Annotated in this window: 20 protein-coding genes; 14 read left to right on the top strand and 6 right to left on the bottom strand. The window is 67.2% G+C overall.

What is annotated here, in order from left to right; genetic code table 11:
* Window positions 1–194: 194 nt before the first annotated feature.
* Entirely contained in the window at window positions 195–1,601 is a 1,407-nt protein-coding gene (gene smeF, locus RCF13_RS16095) for a multidrug efflux RND transporter outer membrane subunit SmeF (RefSeq protein ID WP_134968361.1), read from the top strand.
* A gap of 87 nt (window positions 1,602–1,688) precedes the next feature.
* Here the strand turns inward: smeF and RCF13_RS16090 are convergent, their stop codons facing one another.
* The 5 genes from RCF13_RS16090 to RCF13_RS16070 form a co-directional block, all read right to left on the bottom strand.
* On the bottom strand, window positions 1,689–2,141 hold the full coding sequence (locus tag RCF13_RS16090) for a transposase (protein WP_134968360.1): 453 nt from the start codon (window positions 2,139–2,141) through the stop codon (window positions 1,689–1,691).
* Window positions 2,142–2,248: 107 nt separating this feature from the next.
* Complete coding sequence (locus tag RCF13_RS16085; protein WP_019660693.1) at window positions 2,249–2,671, bottom strand: low affinity iron permease family protein; 423 nt, start codon at window positions 2,669–2,671, stop codon at window positions 2,249–2,251.
* Window positions 2,672–2,738: 67 nt separating this feature from the next.
* On the bottom strand, window positions 2,739–3,074 hold the full coding sequence (locus RCF13_RS16080) for a hypothetical protein (protein WP_021203904.1): 336 nt from the start codon (window positions 3,072–3,074) through the stop codon (window positions 2,739–2,741).
* 75 nt (window positions 3,075–3,149) lie between these two features.
* Window positions 3,150–3,410 (bottom strand): hypothetical protein, encoded by a 261-nt coding sequence (locus tag RCF13_RS16075; RefSeq protein ID WP_021203905.1) that lies wholly within the window; start codon window positions 3,408–3,410, stop codon window positions 3,150–3,152.
* A gap of 198 nt (window positions 3,411–3,608) precedes the next feature.
* Window positions 3,609–4,061, bottom strand: coding sequence for a nucleoside deaminase (locus RCF13_RS16070; protein ID WP_005419409.1), 453 nt, complete (start codon window positions 4,059–4,061; stop codon window positions 3,609–3,611).
* A gap of 81 nt (window positions 4,062–4,142) precedes the next feature.
* Here RCF13_RS16070 and ubiE point away from each other — a divergent pair, with 81 nt between their 5' ends.
* The 4 genes from ubiE (at window position 4,143) to RCF13_RS16050 (ending at window position 8,415) form a co-directional block, all read left to right on the top strand.
* Window positions 4,143–4,904, top strand: coding sequence for a bifunctional demethylmenaquinone methyltransferase/2-methoxy-6-polyprenyl-1,4-benzoquinol methylase UbiE (gene ubiE, locus RCF13_RS16065; RefSeq protein ID WP_005419407.1), 762 nt, complete (start codon window positions 4,143–4,145; stop codon window positions 4,902–4,904).
* A gap of 103 nt (window positions 4,905–5,007) precedes the next feature.
* Window positions 5,008–6,936: a M1 family metallopeptidase gene (locus RCF13_RS16060; protein WP_049450433.1), complete on the top strand. Its 1,929-nt coding sequence runs from the start codon at window positions 5,008–5,010 to the stop codon at window positions 6,934–6,936.
* A gap of 127 nt (window positions 6,937–7,063) precedes the next feature.
* Window positions 7,064–7,795 (top strand): hypothetical protein, encoded by a 732-nt coding sequence (locus RCF13_RS16055; protein ID WP_134968359.1) that lies wholly within the window; start codon window positions 7,064–7,066, stop codon window positions 7,793–7,795.
* Window positions 7,783–8,415, top strand: a complete 633-nt coding sequence (locus RCF13_RS16050; protein ID WP_134968358.1) for an HAD family hydrolase — start codon at window positions 7,783–7,785, stop codon at window positions 8,413–8,415. The genes RCF13_RS16055 and RCF13_RS16050 overlap by 13 nt, the downstream gene beginning before the upstream one ends.
* A 188-nt stretch (window positions 8,416–8,603) precedes the next feature.
* Here the strand turns inward: RCF13_RS16050 and RCF13_RS16045 are convergent, their stop codons facing one another.
* A complete protein-coding gene (locus RCF13_RS16045) occupies window positions 8,604–9,542 on the bottom strand; it encodes a carbohydrate kinase family protein (protein ID WP_061479692.1) in 939 nt (312 codons plus the stop codon).
* A 283-nt stretch (window positions 9,543–9,825) separates the two neighbouring features.
* On the opposite strand from RCF13_RS16045, the gene RCF13_RS16040 reads away from it, so the two are divergent.
* From RCF13_RS16040 to RCF13_RS16000, 9 genes are all read left to right on the top strand, one after another.
* Entirely contained in the window at window positions 9,826–10,872 is a 1,047-nt protein-coding gene (locus tag RCF13_RS16040; RefSeq protein ID WP_005419402.1) for a rod shape-determining protein, read from the top strand.
* Window positions 10,873–10,993: 121 nt separating this feature from the next.
* Window positions 10,994–12,007, top strand: coding sequence for a rod shape-determining protein MreC (mreC, locus tag RCF13_RS16035; protein WP_231352299.1), 1,014 nt, complete (start codon window positions 10,994–10,996; stop codon window positions 12,005–12,007).
* Complete coding sequence (mreD, locus tag RCF13_RS16030; RefSeq protein ID WP_006392642.1) at window positions 12,004–12,489, top strand: rod shape-determining protein MreD; 486 nt, start codon at window positions 12,004–12,006, stop codon at window positions 12,487–12,489. Before mreC ends, mreD begins: the two co-directional genes overlap by 4 nt.
* Before the next feature lie 3 nt (window positions 12,490–12,492).
* Window positions 12,493–14,565 carry a penicillin-binding protein 2 gene (gene mrdA / locus RCF13_RS16025; RefSeq protein WP_231352298.1) on the top strand — a complete coding sequence of 691 codons (2,073 nt, stop codon included), beginning with the start codon at window positions 12,493–12,495 and terminating at the stop codon, window positions 14,563–14,565.
* Window positions 14,562–15,674 carry a rod shape-determining protein RodA gene (rodA, locus tag RCF13_RS16020; protein ID WP_134969356.1) on the top strand — a complete coding sequence of 371 codons (1,113 nt, stop codon included), beginning with the start codon at window positions 14,562–14,564 and terminating at the stop codon, window positions 15,672–15,674. The genes mrdA and rodA (RCF13_RS16020) overlap by 4 nt, the downstream gene beginning before the upstream one ends.
* Before the next feature lie 100 nt (window positions 15,675–15,774).
* Window positions 15,775–16,869 carry a rod shape-determining protein RodA gene (gene rodA / locus RCF13_RS16015; RefSeq protein ID WP_061479688.1) on the top strand — a complete coding sequence of 365 codons (1,095 nt, stop codon included), beginning with the start codon at window positions 15,775–15,777 and terminating at the stop codon, window positions 16,867–16,869.
* 965 nt (window positions 16,870–17,834) lie between these two features.
* Window positions 17,835–18,980, top strand: coding sequence for a lytic murein transglycosylase B (gene mltB / locus RCF13_RS16010; RefSeq protein ID WP_005419390.1), 1,146 nt, complete (start codon window positions 17,835–17,837; stop codon window positions 18,978–18,980).
* Window positions 18,977–20,248 (top strand): septal ring lytic transglycosylase RlpA family protein, encoded by a 1,272-nt coding sequence (locus RCF13_RS16005; protein WP_231352297.1) that lies wholly within the window; start codon window positions 18,977–18,979, stop codon window positions 20,246–20,248. Before mltB ends, RCF13_RS16005 begins: the two co-directional genes overlap by 4 nt.
* A gap of 97 nt (window positions 20,249–20,345) precedes the next feature.
* Complete coding sequence (locus RCF13_RS16000; protein ID WP_061479685.1) at window positions 20,346–21,566, top strand: D-alanyl-D-alanine carboxypeptidase family protein; 1,221 nt, start codon at window positions 20,346–20,348, stop codon at window positions 21,564–21,566.
* The last annotated feature ends 311 nt before the right edge of the window (window positions 21,567–21,877 follow it).

Genomic DNA, 21,877 nt, shown 5'->3' with positions numbered 1-21,877 from the left:
GTGGGTTGGGGTTTGGGGTTGGGTTTGGTGTTTGTGCTTGTTCTTGGTTTTGTGGGGGGGGGGCGCGCGGTTGTCCCCCCCCACCCCCGCGGTGTAATAAACCCGGGGGGCCCGGGCCCGGCCCGGGGGCCGGCCCCCCGGGTGCGCCGCGGGCCCGGCCCCGGCGCTACCACCGTGACCCCCAAGGTGTCGCCATGAAATTCTCTTCTCTTGCTGTATCCCTGGCCGCCGCGCTCGCGCTGGCCGGCTGCTCCACTCTGGTGCCGAAGAACACCGCGGTCGCTCCGGCAATTCCGGCGCAGTGGCCGGCCGAGGCTGCACAGGGCCAGGTGGCTGATGTCGCCGCCGTCGGCTGGCGCGATTTCTTCACCGATGCGCGCCTGCAGCAGGTGATCGAGCAGTCGCTGCAGAACAACCGCGACCTGCGCGTGGCCGTGCTCAACGTTGAACGCGCGCGCGGCCAGTACCGCGTGCAGCGCGCCGACCGCGTGCCCGGCGTGGCCGTCACCGGCCAGATGCAGCGCCAGGGCACCGACGCTGGCGTCACCGAGCAGTTCACCGCCGGTGTCGGCGTGGCCGAGTTCGAGCTGGACCTGTTCGGCCGCGTGCGCAACCTCAGCGAAGCGGCACTGCAGCAGTACTTTGCCGTAGCTGCCAATCGTCGCAACGCGCAGCTGAGCCTGGTGGCTGAGACAGCGACGGCGTGGCTGACCTACGGTGCCGATGCCCAGCGTCTGAAGATCGCCGATGCCACGCTGAAGACCTACGAGGATTCGTTGCGCTTGGCCGAGGCCCGCCACGAGCGTGGTGGCAGTTCGGCACTGGAACTGACCCAGACCCGCACGCTGGTCGAGACCGCGCGCACTGATGCAGCGCGCCTGCGTGGCCAGCTGGCCCAGGACCGCAACGCGCTGGCGCTGCTGGCCGGTGGCCAGTTGGATCCGGCGCTGCTGCCGGACGGCATCGAACCGCAGTTGCTGGCACTGGCGCCTCCGCCGGCCGGCCTGCCCAGCGATGTGCTGCTGCAGCGCCCGGACATCATGGCCGCCGAACACCAGCTGCTGGCCGCCAATGCCAACATCGGCGCGGCACGTGCCGCGTTCTTCCCGAGCATCTCGCTGACCGGCAGCATTGGCAGTGGCTCCAGCGAATTGTCCAGCCTGTTCGACAGCGGCACTCGCGTATGGAGTTTCCTGCCGAAGATCACCCTGCCGATCTTCCAGGGCGGCAAGCTGCGCGCCAACCTGGCCGTCGCCAACGCTGATCGTGATATCGCACTGGCGCAGTACGAGAAGTCGATCCAGGTGGGCTTCCGCGAAACCGCCGATGCGCTGGCGTTGAATGTCAGCCTGGATGAACAGGTGAGTTCACAGCAGCGCCTGGTGGACGCGGCCGAACAGGCCAACCGCCTGTCGCAGGCACGTTACGACGCCGGCCTGGACAGCTTCGTGACCCTGCTGGACGCACGACGTACTGCCTACAACGCGCAGCAGACCCAGTTGCAGGCGCAGTTGGCCCAGCAGGCCAACCGCATCACCCTGTACAAGGTACTGGGCGGCGGCTGGCACGAGCGCGGCTTAGCAGCAATTCGATACCGGTAGCGCCGGGCCACGCCCGGCGGCTTTTCGTTCCTGCATGCCTGACGTCTGGGCGGACCGCACTTCGTGCTCGCCGGGCATGGCCAGGCGCTACCGCATGGGCCAACGGCACCATGCAAACGGATATTCATCGAGATGCAGGGTCAACCCTGCTCGGATGGGGTTGACCAGGATGTACAACGCATGGCGCCTCAAGGCTTCCTCGCTGCGTACCGCGTGATCGAAATAGCTCGTCTGCCACAAAGGCGTCTGTATGCCGAACTGCTGCCCCAGCAACCGGCTGCTGCGGGATTTCACCGTTCCCATCATGCGCGCCAGTGATCCGTCGCGCAGCTGCATCAGCCAGTGCAGATGGTCAGGCATGACGACCCAAGCAAAGGACCGGCTGAGGCCCGTGCGTTCAACATACCTCAATGCACCCACAAGACACGTTGCACAACGTGGATCTTCAAAGACCGGACGCCGGTGGCGTACGACCGTGGTGAGGACGTAGTAGCCCCCGATACGGGAGTGGCGGCCGCGTTCCAGCTGACGGCTGGACATGGCGCCAGTCTGCACTGATGGGATGTCCGCCGTTATCAGCCGAGGGCGATGGCCCGTGTGGGATTCTTCCGGGTATCGCGCTCGCCGGGCATGGCCCGGCGCTACCGTCAGATCGCTTCATCGTCGCGCCGCGCTGCATGGCAGGCGCGCACCCGCGCGAGCGCATCGCCGGCTTCGCGCGCCATCTGCTCGTACTCGGCGCGGATCTCTTCCAGGCGTGCCTCGTCCAGTTCTTCCAGATCCAGCAGCTCGTTGTTGGCCTCGGCGGTTGCCCGGATCAGCTCGTCCAGCTTGATCTGCATCGCGGCGGTGTCCGCGTTCTGCGTGTGCTGGATCAGGAACACCATCAGGAAGGTGATGATGGTGGTGCCGGTGTTGATCACCAGCTGCCAGGTGTCGTTGAAGCCGAACACCGGGCCACTGATGCCCCAGATCACCACGATCGCCACTGCAGCCAGGAAGGTCCACGGCGAGCCCGTGGCGGCGGCAGCCTTCTTGGCGATCGTATTGAACAGGTTGCGTGCTTTCATCGTCGTCGTCCCACTCAGGTGACGAGGATGATCGGCAGTGGCGCGTGGAGGCGCCGTGCAGCGGCCGTCAGGCGCGCATGCGTTGCAGTCGTGGCGCCTGCAGGCTGCGCACCGGGCTGCTCTGATAGACGTGCTGCCAGCAGAGGTCGACGAACTCGCGGGCCTGTGCTTCGCTCAGCCGCGGCATGATCTGCAGGGCGTACTGGGTCTGGAACATTTCGTCACGTTCGGCCTCGCTGGCGCGCGGCTGGGTGATCAGCGAATCACAGGCGAACTTGATCCACGGCACGTAGGAGCCGAACGAGTTGTGCGGCAGTGCGCCCTCGGCATGCTGGCGGCGCCAGTGGTCAAGCTCGGCGTCTACGTTGATGACCGGGGGAATGGTGGGGACTTCAGCGTGCATGACAATCCAGTTCGGTTGAGTGGAAAGGGAGTGGGGGTTCATCGGAGTGTGGCGTATCTGCCGGTGCATGCCGCGTCAGCGGGATGTGGAGCCGGTGTGGCGATTGCTGATCAGTTGCGCGTGCTCGACCGCCCCCATCTGCTCGGCCATGGTGGCCATCGCGTTGCACAGTCGCTCGTGATCGCGCGGCTGGCCGCGCACCAGTTCCAGCTGCAGGCCCTGGTAGGCACTCCAGAACGACGCACTGCGCCGGTGCAGCGCGAAGTGCTGCTGCAGGCGTTCGCGGATGGATTCGAGGATCGGGTCGGGCGTAGGTCGTACGGCGTGCGCGCACATGGCTGGCTCCGCCGGGGAAACGAGCCCCGGTAACCCCACCCTAGGCGTGTCAGCCGGGTGGGGTGTTACCGCAGTGTGTGCACGCAGTCCAGCTGACTGTGCGCGCGGTCACGGCAATGGCCGCAAACGCTGTCCGCACCAAGAGGTGGCGGCACTGAAGCGTTCATTAAACGGGTTCAACGGATGACGGTGTGTGGCTCATTCACCGATGTCTTCGTTCCAGATGTCCGGATGGCGGCTGATGAAATCGCCGAGCAGGTCGACGCATTCCTGGTTGTCGAGGTCGATCACGTTGACGCCGTTCTCGCGCAGCCAGTCGATGCCGCCCTGGAACGTGCGCGATTCGCCCACCACCACGGTGCCGATGTTGAACTGGCGCACCAGGCCCGAGCAGTACCAGCACGGCGCCAGGGTGGTGACCATGATGGTGTCCTGGTAGCGGCGCTGGCGGCCGGCCTTGCGGAAGGCGTCGGTTTCGCCGTGCACCGACGGGTCGCCTTCCTGCACGCGGCGGTTGTGGCCGCAGCCGAGCAGGCGGCCGTCGTTGTGGTACAGCGCCGCGCCGATCGGCACGCCGCCCTCGGCCAGGCCCTGGCGGGCTTCGGCGATGGCGGTCTGCAGCAGGGCCTGGTAGTCGGGCGTGGTGATCATGCGGGGGCTCCGGTCAGTCGTGGCCCGCCATCATACGGGCAGGGGGTGCCGCTGGCCCCCGGCGGTGCGATAATCGGGGCCATGAGCGAATCCCCCTATAAAGCCGGTACCACCCATTTCGGGTTCCGCGACGTCGCCGCCAAGGACAAGCAGAAGCTGGTCGGCCAGGTGTTCACCTCGGTCGCGCGCAACTACGACCTGATGAACGACCTGATGAGCCTGGGCGTGCACCGGGCGTGGAAGCGCTACTACGTCGCGACCGCGCAGGTGAAGCCGGGCGACCGCGTGCTCGATCTGGCCGGCGGCACCGGCGACATCGCCGCCCTGCTGAAGGAACGCGTCGGCGCCGAGGGCTCGGTGGTGCTGGGCGACATCAACGCCGGCATGCTGTCGGTCGGCCGGGACCGCCTGACCAACCGCGGCCTGGTGCTTGGCCTGGACTACGTGCAGTGCAACGCCGAAGCCCTGCCGTTCCCGGACAACAGCTTCGACCTGGTCACCATTGCCTTCGGCCTGCGCAACGTGACCGACAAGGACGCCGGCCTGCGCGAGATGTACCGCGTGCTGAAGGTGGGCGGCCAGGCCCGCGTGCTGGAGTTCTCCGAAGTCACTGCCGACTGGTTCAAGCCGATCTACGACTTCCACTCGTTCAAGATCCTGCCCAGGCTGGGCAAGTTGTTCGCCAACGATTCGGACAGCTACCAGTACCTGGCCGAGAGCATCCGCAAGCATCCGCCGCAGGACGAACTGAAGGCGATGATGGGGCAGGCCGGCTTCGAGCGCTGCCACTACAAGAACCTGACCGGCGGCATCGTCTCGATCCACTCCGGCTACAAGCTGTAAGCCCGGTGTTCCGGTAGTGCCGGCCATTACCCCGCACCGCGCAACGCCTGCCGGGCCGGAGGGAGGTACCATTGGGGTTTGATCCCCGTAACGGTCCCGATTCATGCGTAATCCGCTGATGCTCCTTCCGCTGGCCGTGGCCCTGGCCGCCGGCTGCTCCCAGGAGGCGGCCGCGCCCGCCGCCGCCCCGACTGCCGCAAAGGCCCCTGCCGCCCCCGTGAACGCCGAGAACCGCAGCCACGACGAAAGCTCGTACGCCGAGCCGGACAAGGTCGTCATCAAGGACATCGCGCTGGATCTGAAGCTGGACTTCGACCAGAAGCAGATCGGCGGCACCGCCACCTACACCCTGGAATGGAAGCAGAAGGACGCCAGGCAGCTGGTGCTCGACACTCGCGAGCTGACCGTGTCCAAGGTCGAGGCCGTCGCCGCCGATGGCGCGCGCAGCCCGCTGAAGTTCGAGCTGGCCGCGGCTGACAAGGTGTTCGGCAGCAAGCTGACCATCGAGGCCCCGGAACAGCCGGCCAAGGTGGAAGTGAGCTACCACACCGCGCCGACCGCATCGGGCCTGCAGTGGCTGGCACCGTCGATGACCGAGGGCAAGAAGCTGCCCTTCATGTTCAGCCAGTCGCAGGCCATCCACGCCCGTTCGTGGGTGCCGCTGCAGGACACCCCGAGCGTGCGCTTCACCTACAGCGCGCACGTGGTCTCGCGCCCGGACGTGATGGTGCTGATGAGCGCCGACAACGATCCGAAGGCCGCGCGTGATGGTGACTACACCTTCAAGATGCCGCAGCCGATTCCGTCCTATCTGCTGGCCATCGCCGCTGGCGACCTGGTGTTCGAGCCGATCTCTGGCCGCTCCGGCGTCTGGGCCGAGCCGACCATGGTCAACAAGGCCGCCAAGGAATTCGAGGACACCGAGAAGATGATCGGTGCCGCCGAGAAGCTGTACGGCGAATACCGCTGGGGCCGCTACGACATGCTGGTGCTGCCGCCGTCGTTCCCGTTCGGTGGCATGGAGAACCCGCGCCTGACCTTCGCCACCCCGACCGTGATCGTCGGCGACAAGTCGCTGGTCTCGCTGGTCGCCCACGAACTGGCGCACAGCTGGTCGGGCAACCTGGTGACCAACGCCAGCTGGAAGGACATCTGGCTCAATGAAGGCTTCACCACCTACGTCCAGGGCCGCATCACCGAAGCCCTGTACGGCAAGGAAATGGCCGAGATGGAGAAGCAGATCGACCAGACCGACCTGCTGGCCGAAGTGAAGGACATGAGCCCGGCCGACCAGGCGCTGGCGCTGCCGCCGCTGAACGAGCGTGATCCCGACGAAGCGCTCAGCCAGGTGGCCTACGTCAAGGGTGCGTGGTTCCTGGAATTCCTGGAGCAGCGCTTCGGCCGCGAGACCTTCGATCCGTTCCTGCGTGGCTGGTTCGATGACCATGCTTTCCAGAGCGCGAACACCGACCAGTTCGTCGACTACATGAAGAAGAACCTGCTGCCGAAGAATCCGTCGGCAGTGACCGAGGCCGAACTGAAGGCATGGCTGGACGAGCCGGGCATTCCGGCGTTCGCGGCCAAGGCGCAGTCGCGCAACTTCAGCAGCGTCGATACCGCGCGCATCGCCTTCGCCAGCGCCGGCACCGTGCCGAGCAGCCAGGTCATCGCCGACTGGAGCACGCAGGAATGGGTGCGCTTCATCGATGGCCTGGGCGCGACCCAGCCGCTGGACAAGCTGGCCACGCTGGACAAGGCCTTCCACTTCACCGGCACCCCGAATGGCGAGATCGCCATGCGCTGGTACCCGCTGGCGATCCGCAGCGGCTACGAGCAGGCCAATGAAGGCGCCGCTGCGTTCATCGAACGCGTCGGCCGTCGCAAGCTGATCCTGCCGATCTATGCCGAACTGGTGAAGACGCCGAAGGGTCTGGAGCTGGCCAAGCAGGCCTTCGAAAAGGCCAAGCCGGGCTACCACCCGATCACGACCGCCTCGGTCCAGGACATGCTGGCCAAGGCTGAAGCCAAGTAAGCGGTAGTGCCGGTCGCTGGCCGGCAACCGGTCACTGCTTCACCACCAACGGCGGGGAAACCCGCCGTTGGTGTATCCGCTTTTCGCTGCCGATAGAATCGGGATGCACTCGCAAAGGACCTCCGCCATGAAACGACTGATCCTGCTCACCGCCTGCACCCTGGCGCTGGCCGCCTGCAGCAACCCCGAGGAAGAACGCAAGGCGCAGGAAGCCGCCGCAGCCGCCGTGCAGGCGCAGAAGGAAGCCAAGGCCGAGGACGTCGCCAAGCAGTACGACATGGCTGTGGCCGCGCAGGACTGGGAACGCGCGCGCCTGCATGGTGCCTCGCTGCTGGACCAGTACAAGGACACCGCCGCCGCCGAGCGCATCGCCGCCGGTTTCGATGAAGTAAAGGCCAAGGGCGATGCCGCGCGCGACCTGCGCCGCATGCAGGGGCTGTGGCAGTACAACCAGATTCCGGTCGGCAGCAAGGGCAGCCAGGTCTCGGCGTCGATCTACAGCAAGGAACGGGTGGACGTGGACGGCAGTGGTGCCAAGCCGGTGCAGCTGGTGTTCCGCGATCACCCGGAGTGGAAGCGGCACGCCTACCTGGTGCTGCAGGCTGGCGATTTCCGCTGCCCGCAGTGCACGGTGAAGGTGACCGTGGACGATGGCAAGCCGGTGTCGATGGCGGCCTGGCGCCCGAAGACCGATGAGGCCATCGCCCTGTTCATCACCGACCAGAAGGCGCTGTGGAAGCTGGCGCGCAAGGGCAGGTCGATCAGCATCGAGTTCCCGGTCAAGGCCGGCGGCACCCGCACGGCGGTGTTCGAAACGGGTGGCGTCGACGCCAGCCGCATGCCGCAGTGGTGGCAGTGACGGGGGCGGCGGGCAGCGCAGTGCACGCGTTGTCCGCGATCCGGCACTGGGTGTTCGACATGGATGGCACGCTGACTGTGGCCGTGCATGATTTCGCCGCGATCCGCCGCGCATTGCAGATTACGGCCGAGGAAGACATCCTCGACCATATCGCGGCGTTGCCGGATGCGCCGGCGCAGGCCAAGCGTGAGTGGTTGCTGGATCATGAGCGCGCGCTGGCCGAGGACGCACTGCCGGCACCGGGTGCGGTGAAGCTGCTGCGCGCGTTGTCGGCGGCAGGCTGCCGGCTCGGCATCCTGACCCGCAATGATCATGCGCTGGCGAAGCTGACGCTGGAGGCGATCGGGGTCGGGGCGTTGTTCGACGATGCCGACATCATTGGTCGCGATGAAGCGGTGCCCAAGCCCTCCCCGGAGGGCCTGCAGCAGCATCTGCGGCGTTGGGGCATCGGGCCTGCCGAGGCGGTGATGGTCGGTGACCACGCCTACGACCTGGAGTGCGGCCGTGCCGCAGGCACCCATACCGTGCTGGTCAACCTGCCGGAAAACCCGTGGCCGGGCCGTGCCGACTGGCATTTCGCCGATTGCCGCGCCTTGTTGGCTGCCTGGCAGGGCGCCTGATGATGTAGAGCCGAGCCCACGCTCGGCTGCTCTCCGGTCAGATCGCGCTGGCGCGCGCAAGCCGAGCATGGGCTCGGCTCTACAGAGAGCAGGCAACGTGTCGGTCGGAGGTTCCGGTAGTGCCGGCCGCTGGCCGGCAGTGTCGACCAAGGTCGACACCCACCGATCAGATGTGCGGGCAGTTCGGTTTACGCGCTTAGCGCGTAACCGAACTGCTGCTTGAACTGCTCGTTGAACTCATCGAAGGTGAAGCGCTGGTTCTGCGTGCCCGGATGCTCGACCTTCAGCGCGCCCATCAGGTTGCCCATGCGGCCGATGGTCAGCCAGTCGTAGCCCTTCTGGATGCCGTAGATCAGGCCGGCGCGGAAGGCGTCGCCACAGCCGGTCGGGTCGACCACGCGGCGCTCGTGCGCCGGCGGGATGTCGTAGCTCTTTTCCGGGGTGTGGATGACCGCGCCCTTCGGGCCGCGGGTGGTGATGTAGGCCTTGACCCGGCTGACGATCTCCTTTTCGTCCCAGCCGGTGCGCTCCTGCAGCAGGTTCGACTCGTAGTCGTTGACCACCACGTAGTCGGCCTGCTCGATGAAGGCGCGCAGTTCCGGGCCGTTGAACAGCGGCATGGCCTGGCCCGGGTCGAAGATGAACGGGATGCCGTCTTCGTGGAATTCCTGCGCGTTCTGGATCATGCCTTCGCGGCCGTCCGGGCCGACCAGGCCCAGGGTCACGCCCGGCACCCCACGCACGTGGTTCTCGTAGGAACGCATCATCGCGCCCGGGTGGAAGGCGGTGATCTGGTTGTTGTCGTGGTCGGTGGTGATGAACGCCTGCGGGGTGAACAGCTCATCGATCACGCGCACGCGCGACAGGTCGATGCCCAGGCCTTCGAAGTATTCGCGGTACGGGCCGAAGTCCGAACCCACGGTGCCCATCGGGATCGGCTGGCCGCCCAGCAGGTGCAGGTTGTAGGCGATGTTGCCTGCGCAGCCGCCGAACTCGCGGCGCATGCGCGGCACCAGGAAGGACACGTTCAGGATGTGCACCTTGTCCGGCAGGATGTGATTCTTGAACTGGTCCGGAAACACCATGATGGTGTCGAAGGCAAGAGAACCACAGATCAGAGCGGACATCGATGTAAGCCTATGCGGTGAATTTTGGGGTGGGCCGGCCCGGTTCAGCGGGCAAGCAAACGGCGCCCTTGGGCGCCCGACGGCGCAAAGGTTACCCGCTGGTGCCGCTCAGGGCCAGAACCGGGTGAGACCCGATCAGGCCGAAAGCCTGTGAAGACGCGGGTTCAGCTAGTTTTTTCCTTGCTCGGCGGCAGGCGGGTTGCTAGGCTTGTCGGCCTCGATTTCTGCCCATTTTTTCGCCATCCCGCGGCGGGCACGACACCCCTCAGGACTCCTTCCTCAGATGTTCAAGAAACTCCGTGGCATGTTCTCCAACGACCTGTCCATCGACCTGGGCACGGCCAACACCCTCATCTACGTGCGCGGGCAGGGGATCGTGCTGAACGAGCCGTCGGTCGTGGCCGTGCGCCAGGACCGTGCCATCGGTGGCACCCGCTCGGTGGCAGCCGTCGGCGCCGAAGCCAAGCAGATGCTGGGCCGTACCCCGGGCCACATCACCACCATCCGCCCGATGAAGGACGGCGTCATCGCCGACTTCACCTATACCGAGGCGATGCTCAAGCACTTCATCAAGAAGGTGCACAAGTCGCGCGTGCTGCGCCCGAGCCCGCGCGTCCTGGTCTGCGTGCCGGCCGGCTCGACCCAGGTCGAGCGCCGCGCGATCAAGGAATCGGCCGAGGAAGCCGGTGCCCGTGACGTGTTCCTGATCGAAGAACCGATGGCCGCCGCGATCGGCGCCGGCATGCCGGTCACCGAAGCCCGTGGCTCGATGGTCATCGACATCGGCGGCGGCACCACCGAAGTGGCGGTCATCTCGCTCAACGGCATCGTCTATTCGGCCTCGGTCCGCATCGGCGGCGACCGCTTCGACGAGTCCATCACCAACTACGTGCGCCGCAACCACGGCATGCTGATCGGTGAAGCCACCGCCGAGCGCATCAAGGTCGAGCTGGGCTGCGCCTACCCGCAGGCGGAAGTGATCGAGATGGAAATCTCCGGCCGCAACCTCGCCGAGGGCGTGCCGAAGATGATCAAGATCAGCTCCAACGAGGTGCTCGAGGCCCTGCACGAACCGCTGTCGGGCATCGTCAGCGCGGTCAAGCTGGCGCTGGAGCAGACCCCGCCGGAACTGTGCGCCGACGTCGCCGAGCGCGGCATCGTGCTGACCGGTGGTGGCGCCCTGCTGCGCGACCTGGACCGCCTGATCTCCGAGGAGACCGGCCTGCACGTGCAGGTGGCCGACGATCCGCTGACCTGCGTGGCCCGCGGTGGCGGCCGTGCGCTGGAGCTGGTGGACATGCACGGCAACGAGTTCTTTGCGCCGGAATAAGCCGTCCCGGCCGTTCCTGCCCGCCGCGCCCTTCCGGGGTGCGGCCCGCCGTGATGGCGGGCCGGCACCGGCGGGGCGCCCGCGTGTTTCCCTTCCGCCTTCTGCCAGTTGAATCGTTGCCGTGCCGCCCTACGCCGGTCCTCCCGTCGCCTCCCGATCCGGTGATGCCGCCAGTCCCCTGCGGTTGCTGGCCTATCTCGCGTTGGCCATCACCCTGATCGTGCTCGATGACCAGGCCGGCTGGCTGGCGCGCCTGCGCGAGCAGGCCAACAGCCTGGTGCAGCCGGTCTGGGCACTGGCCGGCCTGCCCGGCAAGCTGGGCAACCAGGTCAAGGATTCTGCCGCCAGCCACAGCCAGCTGGTCGCCGAGAACCGCGAACTGCGCAACCAGCTGCTGCTGGCCAACGCGCGCCTGACCCGCCTGCAGACCGCCGCACTGGACAATGCCCAGCTGCGCGAACTGCTGAACGTGGCCGAGCGCAGTGGCCTGGACGTGCAGCTGGCGCCGATCCTGGACATCGACCTGGACCCGGTGAAGCAGCGCCTGGTGCTCGACGCAGGCAGCCGCGAGGGCGTGCACGTCGGCCAGGCGGTGATCGACGCCGGCGGCCTGATGGGGCAGGTGATCAGCGTGACCGGCGGCACCTCCACCGTGCTGCTGCTGACCGATCCCGACCACGCGGTGCCGGTCACCGTGGCCCGCAACGGCGTGCGCCTGATCGTCTACGGCCGCGGCGACACGCTGGAGCTGCGCGATATTCCGCTCAGCGCCGGGGTGGAAGTGGGCGATGAGATCGTCACCTCCGGTCTTGGTGGGCGTTTCCCGGCCGGCTTCCCGGTCGGCACCATCACCGGCCTGCGCCCGGACGACACCCATGCGTTCCTGGTCGGCGAACTGAAGCCGGCCGCACAGCTCGACCGCGGCCGCGACGTGCTGCTGCTGCGCCCGGGCGCGGCGATCCGCATTCCGCCGGAGCTGCGCCTGCAGCTGGAAGAAACCGCCCCGGGTGGCCCGGCCACCGGCGCCACCGTGCCCGTGGGAACCGCGCCAGCGGCAACGACGCCAGCTCCGGTCAGCGCCCCGGTAGTGCCGGCCGCTGGCCGGCAACCGACCGCGCCGGAGGCGCAGCGATGAGCCGCCTGCGCGACAACCCGTGGGTGCTGCCGGCCAGCCTGGTGGTGGCGCTGCTGCTGGGCCTGCTGCCGCTGCCGGCGCTGCTGCAGCCGCTGCGCCCGTACTGGCTGGCGCTGGTGCTGGCGTACTGGGTCATCGAAGCGCCCGAGCGCGTCGGCCTGGGCATCGCCTTCGCCAGCGGCGTCATCGCCGACCTGCTGTACGGCGGTGTCCTCGGCGAACAGGCACTGCGGCTGGTGATGCTGGCCTTCATCCTGCAGCGCTTCCGCGCGCGCATCCGCTTCTTCCCGATGTCGCAGCAGATGCTGGCCATCGGCGGCCTGCTGTTCAACGACCGCATCGTCAGCGCACTGGTGCACATCGTGGTGGATGAGCCAACGCTGCCGTGGTCGTACTGGTGGGCGCCGCTGCTGGGCATGGGCCTGTGGCCGCTGGTGTTCGTGCTGCTGGACGCGGTGCGCTTCGGCAAGCGCGGGCGCTGAGCCATGATCCCGCGCCGCCAGGTCAAGAACCCGCACGCCGAAGCCGAGCAGTTCCGCCGTCGCGCGGCGCTCGGTTTCCTGGGCGTGCTGGTCTGCCTGCTGGGGCTGGGCGGCTGGTACTTCAAGCTGCAGGTGCTGGACCACGACGTCTATGCCACGCGCTCGGAAGCCAACCGCATCAAGCCGCGGCCGGTGGTGCCCGGGCGCGGCATGATCTACGACCGCAATGGCCGCCTGCTGGCCGAGAACGTGCCGGCGTTCCGCCTGGACGTGACCCCGGACAAGGTCAAGGACATGGAGGCCACCCTGGAAGGGCTGGCGAAGATCATCAGCATCAGCCCGGAAGAGCTGGAAGCGTTCAACAAGTCGCGCAAGGCGCGCCGCAAGTTCCTGCCGGTCACGCTGAAGCTGCGCATGAGCGACGAGGAGATGGCGCGCTTCGCCGTCGACCGCTGGCGTTTCCCCGGCGTCGAGCTCGAACCCTACCTGACCCGGCGCTATCCCTATGGCGACCTGTTCGCGCACATCATCGGCTACGTCGGCCGCGTTGATGACAAGGATCTGGAGATCCTCGGCGAAGGCAATGCCGCGCTGACCCACATCGGCAAGTCCGGCCTGGAGCGCTATTACGAGCAGCAGCTGCGCGGCAAGGTCGGCTACGAGCAGGTTGAGACCAACGTGCAGGGCCGCGCGATCCGCACCATCGGCCGCGTCGCCGCGCAGTCCGGCGCCGACCTGCGGCTGTCGATCGACGCCGACCTGCAGCGCGCGATGGTGGCCGCGTTCGGCGACCAGGAGGGTTCGGCGGTGGCGATGGATCCGCGCACTGGCGAAGTGCTGGCGATGGTCAGCCTGCCGTCCTACGACCCCAACCTGTTCGTCAACGGCATTTCCCATGCCGACTTCAAGGCCTTGAACGAAAACCCGTCGCGGCCACAGTTCAACCGCCTGGTGCTCGGTGGCGTCGCTCCCGGTTCCACGCTGAAGCCGCTGATCGGCCTGGCGGGACTGGACTCCGGCGTGCGCCGCCCGGAAGACAAGGTGCTGTCCACCGGCATGTTCTACCTGCCGGGCACCTCGCGCGGCTGGGGTGACGCCCACCGTGGCGGCCACGGCTGGACGGATCTGCGCAAGTCCATCGCCGAATCGGTCAACACCTATTACTACAAGCTGGCGCTGGACCTGGGCATCGAGCGCTTCGACCATTACATGGAGTACTACGGCTTCGGCCAGCCGACCGGCATCGACCTCACCGGCGAGATCGGCGGCATCCTGCCGTCGCCGGCCTACAAACGGAAGACCCGCAAGGAAGCCTGGTATCCCGGCGATACGGTCAACATCAGCATCGGCCAGGGTGACTGGAAGGTCACCCCGCTGCAGCTGGCGCGCGGCGTCAGCGGCCTGGCCGACGGCCAGCTGCGCACCCCGCACCTGGTGATCCAGCAGCGCGACGGCTTCGACAGCGACTGGACGGCAATGCCGGCCGGCGAAAGCAAGCCGGTCAGCCCCAACCCCAACAACGTGCAGGCCGTGCGCGAGGGCATGATGGCGACCATGCGGCCCGGCGGCAGCGGCTGGCGCGTAGCGGTCGGTGCGCCGTACGTGATGGCCGGCAAGACCGGTACCGCACAGGTCATCAGCCGCAAGGGCACTGCTGCAGTGAACCCGAAGAGCCTGCCGATGCACCTGCGCCACCGCGCGCTGTTCGTTGGCTTCGCGCCGGTCGAAAACCCGGTCATCGCAATTGCGGTGGCAGTGGAAGGTGGTGGCTATGGTGGTTCGGCCGCGGCGCCGATTGCGCGCAAGGTGTTCGACGCTTACCTGTTGGGCAAGATGCCCGAAGGCATGCAGCCGCTGGACAGCGAGCGCGGCACCACCGCCATCGGCGCCACCGCGTTCGACAACGAAGACGCGGGCGCACGTCAGGCCGGTGACCTCGCCGCTGCACAGGTGGGAGAGCATCCGGTGCTGATCGGTGCACCCGCACCGGAGCCGGCGCCTGCGCCGCAGCCGGGTGCGCCGACCGCCGCGCTGCCAGCCACGCCCCGCCCGACCCCTGCGGAGCCCGCACGATGAGAGTGTTCCTGCGCTGGGCCGGCGACATGCTGAGCCGCTTTTTCAGCACGCTGGACTGGGTGCTGTGCCTGGCCCTGGGCGCGCTGATGGTGATTGGCCTGGCGACCCTGAAGAGCGCTGGTGGCGACAGCCTGGTGATGGCGCAGGGCGCGCGTTTCGCGGTGGGCATGGCCGCACTGTGGGGCATCTCGCGGGTGCCGATCCTGCGCATCCGCTCGGCCACGCCGATGATCTACGCGATCTCGATGATCCCGCTGCTGGCGGTGTTCGTGCTGGGCACCGGTAAATATGGCCGGCAGTGGCTGGACCTGAAGTTCTTCTACCTGCAGCCGGCCGAACTGCTGAAGGTGAGCCTGCCGATGATGGTGGCGTGGTACCTGCACAAGATGCCGCTGCCGCCGCGCTTCAATACCGTGCTCGTGGCCTTGATCATCATCGGTGTACCCACCGGCCTGGTGATGCTGCAGCCGGACTTCGGTACCGGCGTGCTGATCGCCGCCAGCGGCGTGTTCGTGCTGCTGCTGGCGGGCCTGCCGTGGTGGTGGGTTGGGCTGGGCGTGGGCGGCGTGGCAGCGGTTGCGCCGGTAGCCTGGTTCTGGTTGCTGCGGCCGTACCAGAAGGACCGCATCATGATGTTCCTGGACCCGGAGATGGACGCGCTGGGCGCCGGCTGGAACATCATCCAGTCGAAGATCGCGATCGGTTCCGGCGGCTTCGATGGCAAGGGCTGGGGCGAAGGCTCGCAGTCGCACCTGAACTTCATTCCCGAGCAGACCACCGACTTCGCGTTCTCGGTGCTGAGCGAGGAGTTCGGCTGGATCGGCGTGGCCACCGTGCTGGCTTTGTACCTGGTGGTGATCGGGCGCTGCCTGTGGATCGCCAGCCAGTCACGCGATTCCTATTCGCGCCTGCTGGCTGGTGCCACCGGCCTGGCGTTCTTCGTCTACGTGCTGGTGAATGGCGGGATGATTTCCGGCCTGCTGCCGGTGGTGGGCGTGCCGATGCCGCTGATCAGCTACGGTGGTACTTCGGCGGTGTCGCTGCTGGCCGGTTTCGGCCTGGTAATGGCGGTGCGCAGCCACAACCCGGTGCACGGGGGTTACGGGTAACATTGGCTGCGCGCTTCTGTAGAGTCGAGCATGGCTCGACTCTACAAACGCAGGACCACAATGACAGCTTCACGCAAGCACCCGTTGCTACCGTGCCCGCGTGAAATGGAAACGACTGCTTGGCGGCTGCCGTGAGGCGCTGCGCACGATCGATCTGCCGTTGCTGGGCGCGTTGTTGATCCTGATGGGCGCCGGCCTGGCGGTGCTGCACAGCGTGTCCGGCCCGGTGGCCGGGCAGGCGGCACGCTTTGCCGGTGGGCTGTTGGCGATGTGGCTGCTGTCGCGTGTTTCGCTGCTGCGATTGCGTGCATGGACTCCTGCGATCTACGCGCTGTCGATGCTGCCGCTGATGGCGGTGTACGTCATCGGCACCGGCAAGTACGGGCAGCGCTGGCTGAACCTCGGCGTGTTCTACCTGCAGCCGTCCGAGCTGCTCAAGCTCAGCCTGCCGCTGATGGTGGCGTGGTACCTGCATCGGCAACCACTGCCGCCCTCGCCGCGCACGGTATTGACTGCCGCGCTGCTGATCGGCATGCCGGCGGTACTGATCCTCATGCAGCCCAACCTCGGCACCGCCACGTTGGTCACTGCCAGTGGCGTGTTCGCGTTGTTGCTGGCGGGCCTGCACTGGGGCTGGTTGGCGACCGGGGCGGCAGGGCTGGCAGTGGCTGCACCCCTGGCGTGGTTCGGCTTGCTGCGGCAATACCAGAAGGATCGTGTGCTGACCTTCCTCGACCCGGCGGCCGACCCGCTTGGTACCGGCTGGAACATCCTGCAATCGCGCATCGCGATCGGTTCCGGGGGCTGGCAAGGACGCGGCTGGGGGCAGGGCACGCAGGCCACGCTGGATTTCCTGCCCGAGTACACCACCGACTTCGCGTTCTCGGTGCTGGCCGAGGAATTCGGCTGGATCGGCGTGGCGACGCTGTTCGCGCTGTACCTGTTCGTGGTGGGGCGTTGCCTGTGGATTGCGGTGCACGCGCGCGACACGCACGCGCGATTGCTGGCCGGTAGCCTGGGGCTGGCGTTCTTCGTCTACGTGCTGGTGAACGGCGGAATGATTTCCGGCCTGCTGCCGGTGGTGGGCATTCCGATGCCGCTGATCAGTTATGGCGGGACATCCGCTGTCTCGTTGCTGGCCGGCGTCGGGTTGGTGATGGCGGTACGCGGGCACCGGCCCGTGCACGGGGGATAGGGTTTCCAGCCAACGGCGCAGCCCCTCGTGGGTGGTTGGGTTGGTCGCTTAAAACCGGATTGCTGAGGGCTGGCCGGGTGGGTGAGTAGTGCGGGGACGCCGTAAACCCGTCCATGCCGCGGACACCCCGCACTACCCACCCACCCGGCCGCTGACAGTTCACGGGTGTTCTCCATCCACGGAGAAGAAAAAGAAGATCAAAGGCAAAAGCAGCTTGGCCGGTTGCTTCATTGCTTCCTGTAGAGCCGAGCCATGCTCGGCTCACGAGCAAGCGCAGCGCCGCGACCCGCTTTTGAATTTTCTTTTCTTTTCCATGGGGGAACGCGCCCGGAACCTGTCCGTGGCCGGGTAGCTGGGCTGCGCAGGGGCGTGAGCCGCATGGATGCGGCGACCGAGCTTACATGGACGTACTTGCAGCGCCCCCTGCGCAGCCCAGCTCCCCGGCCCCACCCGCGAACCGCTTTTCGCGACCACCCCCGAGGGGCGGCGCCGTTGGCCGAGGACTTCCTGGCGCTGCGCATTGCCCGTTGTGGAAGCGTTCTCACAACAATGCGACGCAACACGCTCCCCGACGAAAGTCCGCAAAAAACGTTAGCTGGTTCACATTTTTACACCGCGTTGATCTTGATCAATGGACTTGTCGTAATCGGCCTGCACAATGGCGGCCCGTTCGGCACGGCGCGCCGTCAATCGATGCAGCGCGAGGGGGCGTCGGGCGGGAGCAGTACTGATCCAACGGGTACAGGGAGCGCGGGGAACTGCCACTGGGGAGCGGCAGCCGCGCAGGTACCGACCGGATCCGGTCGCCGGTTGCGTCTGCGGGGATGGGGACGCAACCGGCCACCTCTATCTGAATGGGGAAGCTCGATCACGACGTCTTCACATTTCCCGCTGAACGCGGGCAAATCGTTGTGATTCATGGTGTTAGGGGTTTTAATTCATCCATGACCTGCTAACCTGCGACGATGATTCGACGCACTCTGGCCTGCATGCTCACCCTCGGCCTGGTCGCCTGCGCGACCCAGCCGAAGTCCCCACCGTCTTCGCCCCAGGCCAGCAGTACGCCGCGCCAGCCCGCCACCAAGGCCCACGGCCCGGCCGAGGCCGCGCCCGAAGCGGCCGCTGCTACAGCGCCGCCGGTCGATCTCACCCCGGTGCCGTTCGAGGTCGCACGGGCCCGCTTTGTTGCCGATACGGCCAAGCGCTATGGCCTGAAGCCAGAGCAGATCAGCAGCGTGCTCGACCAGGCGCAGGTGCGCCAGCCGATCATCGCCGCCATGTCGCGCCCGGCCGAACGGGTCAAACCGTGGAACGAATACCGGCCGATGTTCATCAGCAAGGCACGCATCGATGGCGGCCGCGCGTTCCTGGCCCAGCATCGTGCAGAACTGGATCGCGTGCAGCAGCGCACCGGCGTGCCGGCCGAAGTGATCGTGGCGATCATCGGCGTGGAGACCAGTTACGGGAAAAATGCCGGCAACCACCGCGTGCTCGATGCGCTGTACACGCTGGCGTTCTACTACCCGCGCAGTGGCGACCCGGCCAAGCTGGAACGCGAAGTGCGCCGCGAGCTGTTCTTCCGCGATGAGCTGGCCAAGCTGTTCGAGCTGGGCCGTGAGGAAAAGCTGGACATCACCACGCTCAAGGGCAGCTATGCCGGTGCGATGGGCATGGGCCAGTTCATGCCGTCCAGCTATCTCGATTACGCCGTGGACGGTAATGGCGATGGCCGTCGCGACCTGTTCACCAGCTACGACGATGTGTTCTCGTCCATCGCCAATTATTTCGTGAAGAAGGGCGGCTGGGTCCGTGGTGGCCAGGTGGCCGTACCGGCCACGCTGGCGCCGGGGCGCGAGGAGTTCAACCCGACCGAATGGATGCCGACCTGGTCGCTGGCCGACCTGGCGCAGCGCGGCTACCAGCCCAGCGCTGCGGTGCAGCCGGGCGCCACCGCAACGCCGATCACGCTTGAGGGCAGCACCGGCAAGCAGTACTGGCTGGGCTTCCAGAATTACTACGCGATCACCCGCTACAACCTCTCGAAGATGTACGCGATGGCCGTGTTCCAGTTGTCGCAGGCCATCGCCGGACAGGAGCTACCCCCGGCATGAACATCAGATGGCTGGTCCCGAGCTTGATCGTCCTCGCGCTCGCTGCCTGCAGCAGTGCGCCGAAGAAGCCGGCCACGGCCGGCCACGGTGGCAAGCCCAGCGGCACGGTGGTGCAGGGTCGCGGCTCGCGCCCGGCGCATTGCCCGGAGGGCTCGCCCTATGCCGCGGCCAAGGAAGACCCGAACACGCGCGGCAACTACACCGCCGGGGGGCTGTACAAGCCAGGCGTGCGTGACAGCACCCCGGACTACATTCCCAACGTCGCCTGCATTCCCGAGCCGGAAGTGACCGCCGAAGAGCGTTCGGCCATCGGCAACAAGTCTCCGTACGTGGTGCTGGGCAAGTCGTACAAGGTGCTCGACGACACCCGCAACTATGTCGAGCGCGGTACCGCCTCGTACTACGGCGCCAAGTTCCACGGCCGCCTGACCTCCAACCGCGAGGTCTACGACATGTACCAGTTCACCGCCGCGCACAAGACGCTGCCGCTGCCCAGCTTCGCCCGCGTCACCAACCTGGACAACGGCGAGTCGGTGATCGTGCGCGTCAACGACCGTGGCCCGTTCCATGATGGTCGCGTGGTCGACCTCAGTTATGCCGCCGCGGTACGCCTGGGCATCACCCAGCGCGGTACCGGCAACGTGGAAGTGCGTGCGCTGCAACCGGGCGAGAGCAACCTGCTGGCCCAAAAGCCGTCGCGCCGCGAGCGCCGTGCCGCCGAAACGGCTGTCGCGGCGGCCAGTACGCGCCCGGTAACGGCTGCGCGTGCCACCGCCGACAGCGACATCGATCGCCTGGTCAAGCGCCTGCCGGCCGACGCCATGCCTGCGCGTGGCCAGCCGGCCACCACCCAGGGCGTGGCCAGCGCCGTGCCGGACGTGGCGGTCAGCAGCCTGCCGCCGAGCGCACCGCCGGCGCGCAGCGCCCCTGTGGCACCGGTTGCCGTCGCCAGCGCCGCGCCGCGCGCGGTCACGCCGGCGCCGGCGCGTACGACGCCGGCCACACCGACGGCCCCCAGCCTGTCGCAGCAGGTGGTGGGCGCGGTGATGGTGCAGGTCGCCAGCTTCTCCAGCCGCGACAATGCCACCCGCGCAATGGGCCAGCTCAACGCCGCCGGCATCGTCGGCGCGACCATCAGCGACATCGCCGCCGGTGGCCGCACCCTGTTCCGCCTGCGCGTTCCCGCCAGCGACCATGCCAGTGCCGCGGAACTTGTCGGCCGCATTGCCGGTCTGGGCCTGGGTTCGCCGCAGATCGTCAAGGATTGACCCGCCCGGGCCGGTGCTGCCGGCCCATGCTGCCCCGGCCTTACAATGGCCACGTTCCACCCTCCATTCCTGGCCGTCCCCTGGAGCCTGCTGTCCAATGAATTTCCGTTCCGCCGCCACCGCCCTGGCCGCCACCCTGGTGGTGGGCCTGGCTTCCGCCCAGACCCCGCTGCCGACCCCGGCCACGCCGGCGCCCGCCGCCGCCGCTGCCGCCCCGGCCACCGTTGCCACCCCGCCGGCGCCGGTGCCGAGCGTATCCAAGGCCTGGGTGCTGATGGACTACGCCACCGGCCAGGTGCTGGCTGGCGAAAACATCCACGAGCAGCTCGCGCCGGCCAGCATCACCAAGGTGATGACGTCCTACGTGGTTGCCGCCGAGGTCAAGAACGGCAAGGTCCGTGCGGATGACCAGGTGATGATGAGCGAGCGCGCCTGGCGCGAAGGCGGCGCCGGCACCGATGGCAGCTACAGCGGCTTCCCGGTCAACCAGACCGCACGCCTGGAAGACATGGAAAAGGGCATGGCGATCCAGTCCGGCAATGACGCCGCGATCGCCCTGGCCGAGCACGTGGCCGGCAGCGAAGAAGCCTTTGCGTCGCTGATGAACAGCTACGCCGCCAAGATCGGCATGAAGAACTCCCACTTCGTCAACGCCCACGGCCTGACTGCCGAAGGCCACCACAGCACTGCCTACGACCTTGCGCTGCTGGGCCGCGCGATGGTGCGTGATTACCCGGAAACCTACGCGTACAACAAGATCAAGGAATTCCAGGTCGGCAACATCAAGCAGCCGAACCGCAATCTGCTGTTGTGGCGCGACGGCAGCGTGGACGGCATCAAGACCGGCCACACCTCCGAAGCCGGTTACTGCCTGATGAGTTCGGCGCAGCGCGGCGACCAGCGCCTGATCGCCGTGGTATTGGGCGGTGCGTCGGAAAAGCAGCGCGCCGATGACAGCCTGGCCCTGCTGAACTGGGGCTTCCGCTTCTTCGAGACCCACCGCCTGTACGAGCCGGGCAAGGCCGTGGCCGAGCACAAGGTCTGGAAGGGCACCACCGACAAGGTGCAGCTGGGCGTGGCCCAGCCGATGCTGGTGAGCGTGCCGCGCGGCCGCTACAACGACCTGAAGCCGAGCATTGATGTGCCCAAGACCCTGGAAGCACCGTTCACCGCCGGCCAGCAGATCGGCACCGTGAAGGTCACCCTGGATGGCAAGGTCGTCGCCGAAGCGCCGCTGGTGGCCGTGGCCGCCGTCGAGCAGGCCGGCTTCTTCAAGCGCCTGTGGGACAGCTTCTGGATGTGGTGGGAATCGGAATGATCCACGCCCCGGCGTGGTGAACGAAAAGGCCGGCGAATGCCGGCCTTTTCTGTTTCGGGATGCCGGTTGCGTGCGGATGCGGGGAGTGCCGGGCGCGGGGCGGGGCCCCGTGTACCCCACCCGCAGTGGCACAACCCGGGCCCCCGCCCGCCCAAACCCCACCCCCCCGCGTGCACCGGGCGCTTCAAAAAACCGGGTGGCTTGCAGCTTGGTTTGCACTAACGGGTGTGCCCACCAACGGTCGGAACCTGCCCGCTTCACCATCAGCCCCTCGCCTACAGCGACCGGCTGATGGTGAAGCTGCCGAACAC

The sequence above is a fragment of the Stenotrophomonas maltophilia group sp. RNC7 genome, assembly GCF_030910085.1.
Classification (GTDB): Bacteria; Pseudomonadota; Gammaproteobacteria; order Xanthomonadales; family Xanthomonadaceae; genus Stenotrophomonas; species Stenotrophomonas sepilia.
The sequence above is the reverse complement of the archived record's forward strand: the minus strand, read 5'-3'. Positions and strand labels throughout refer to the sequence as shown.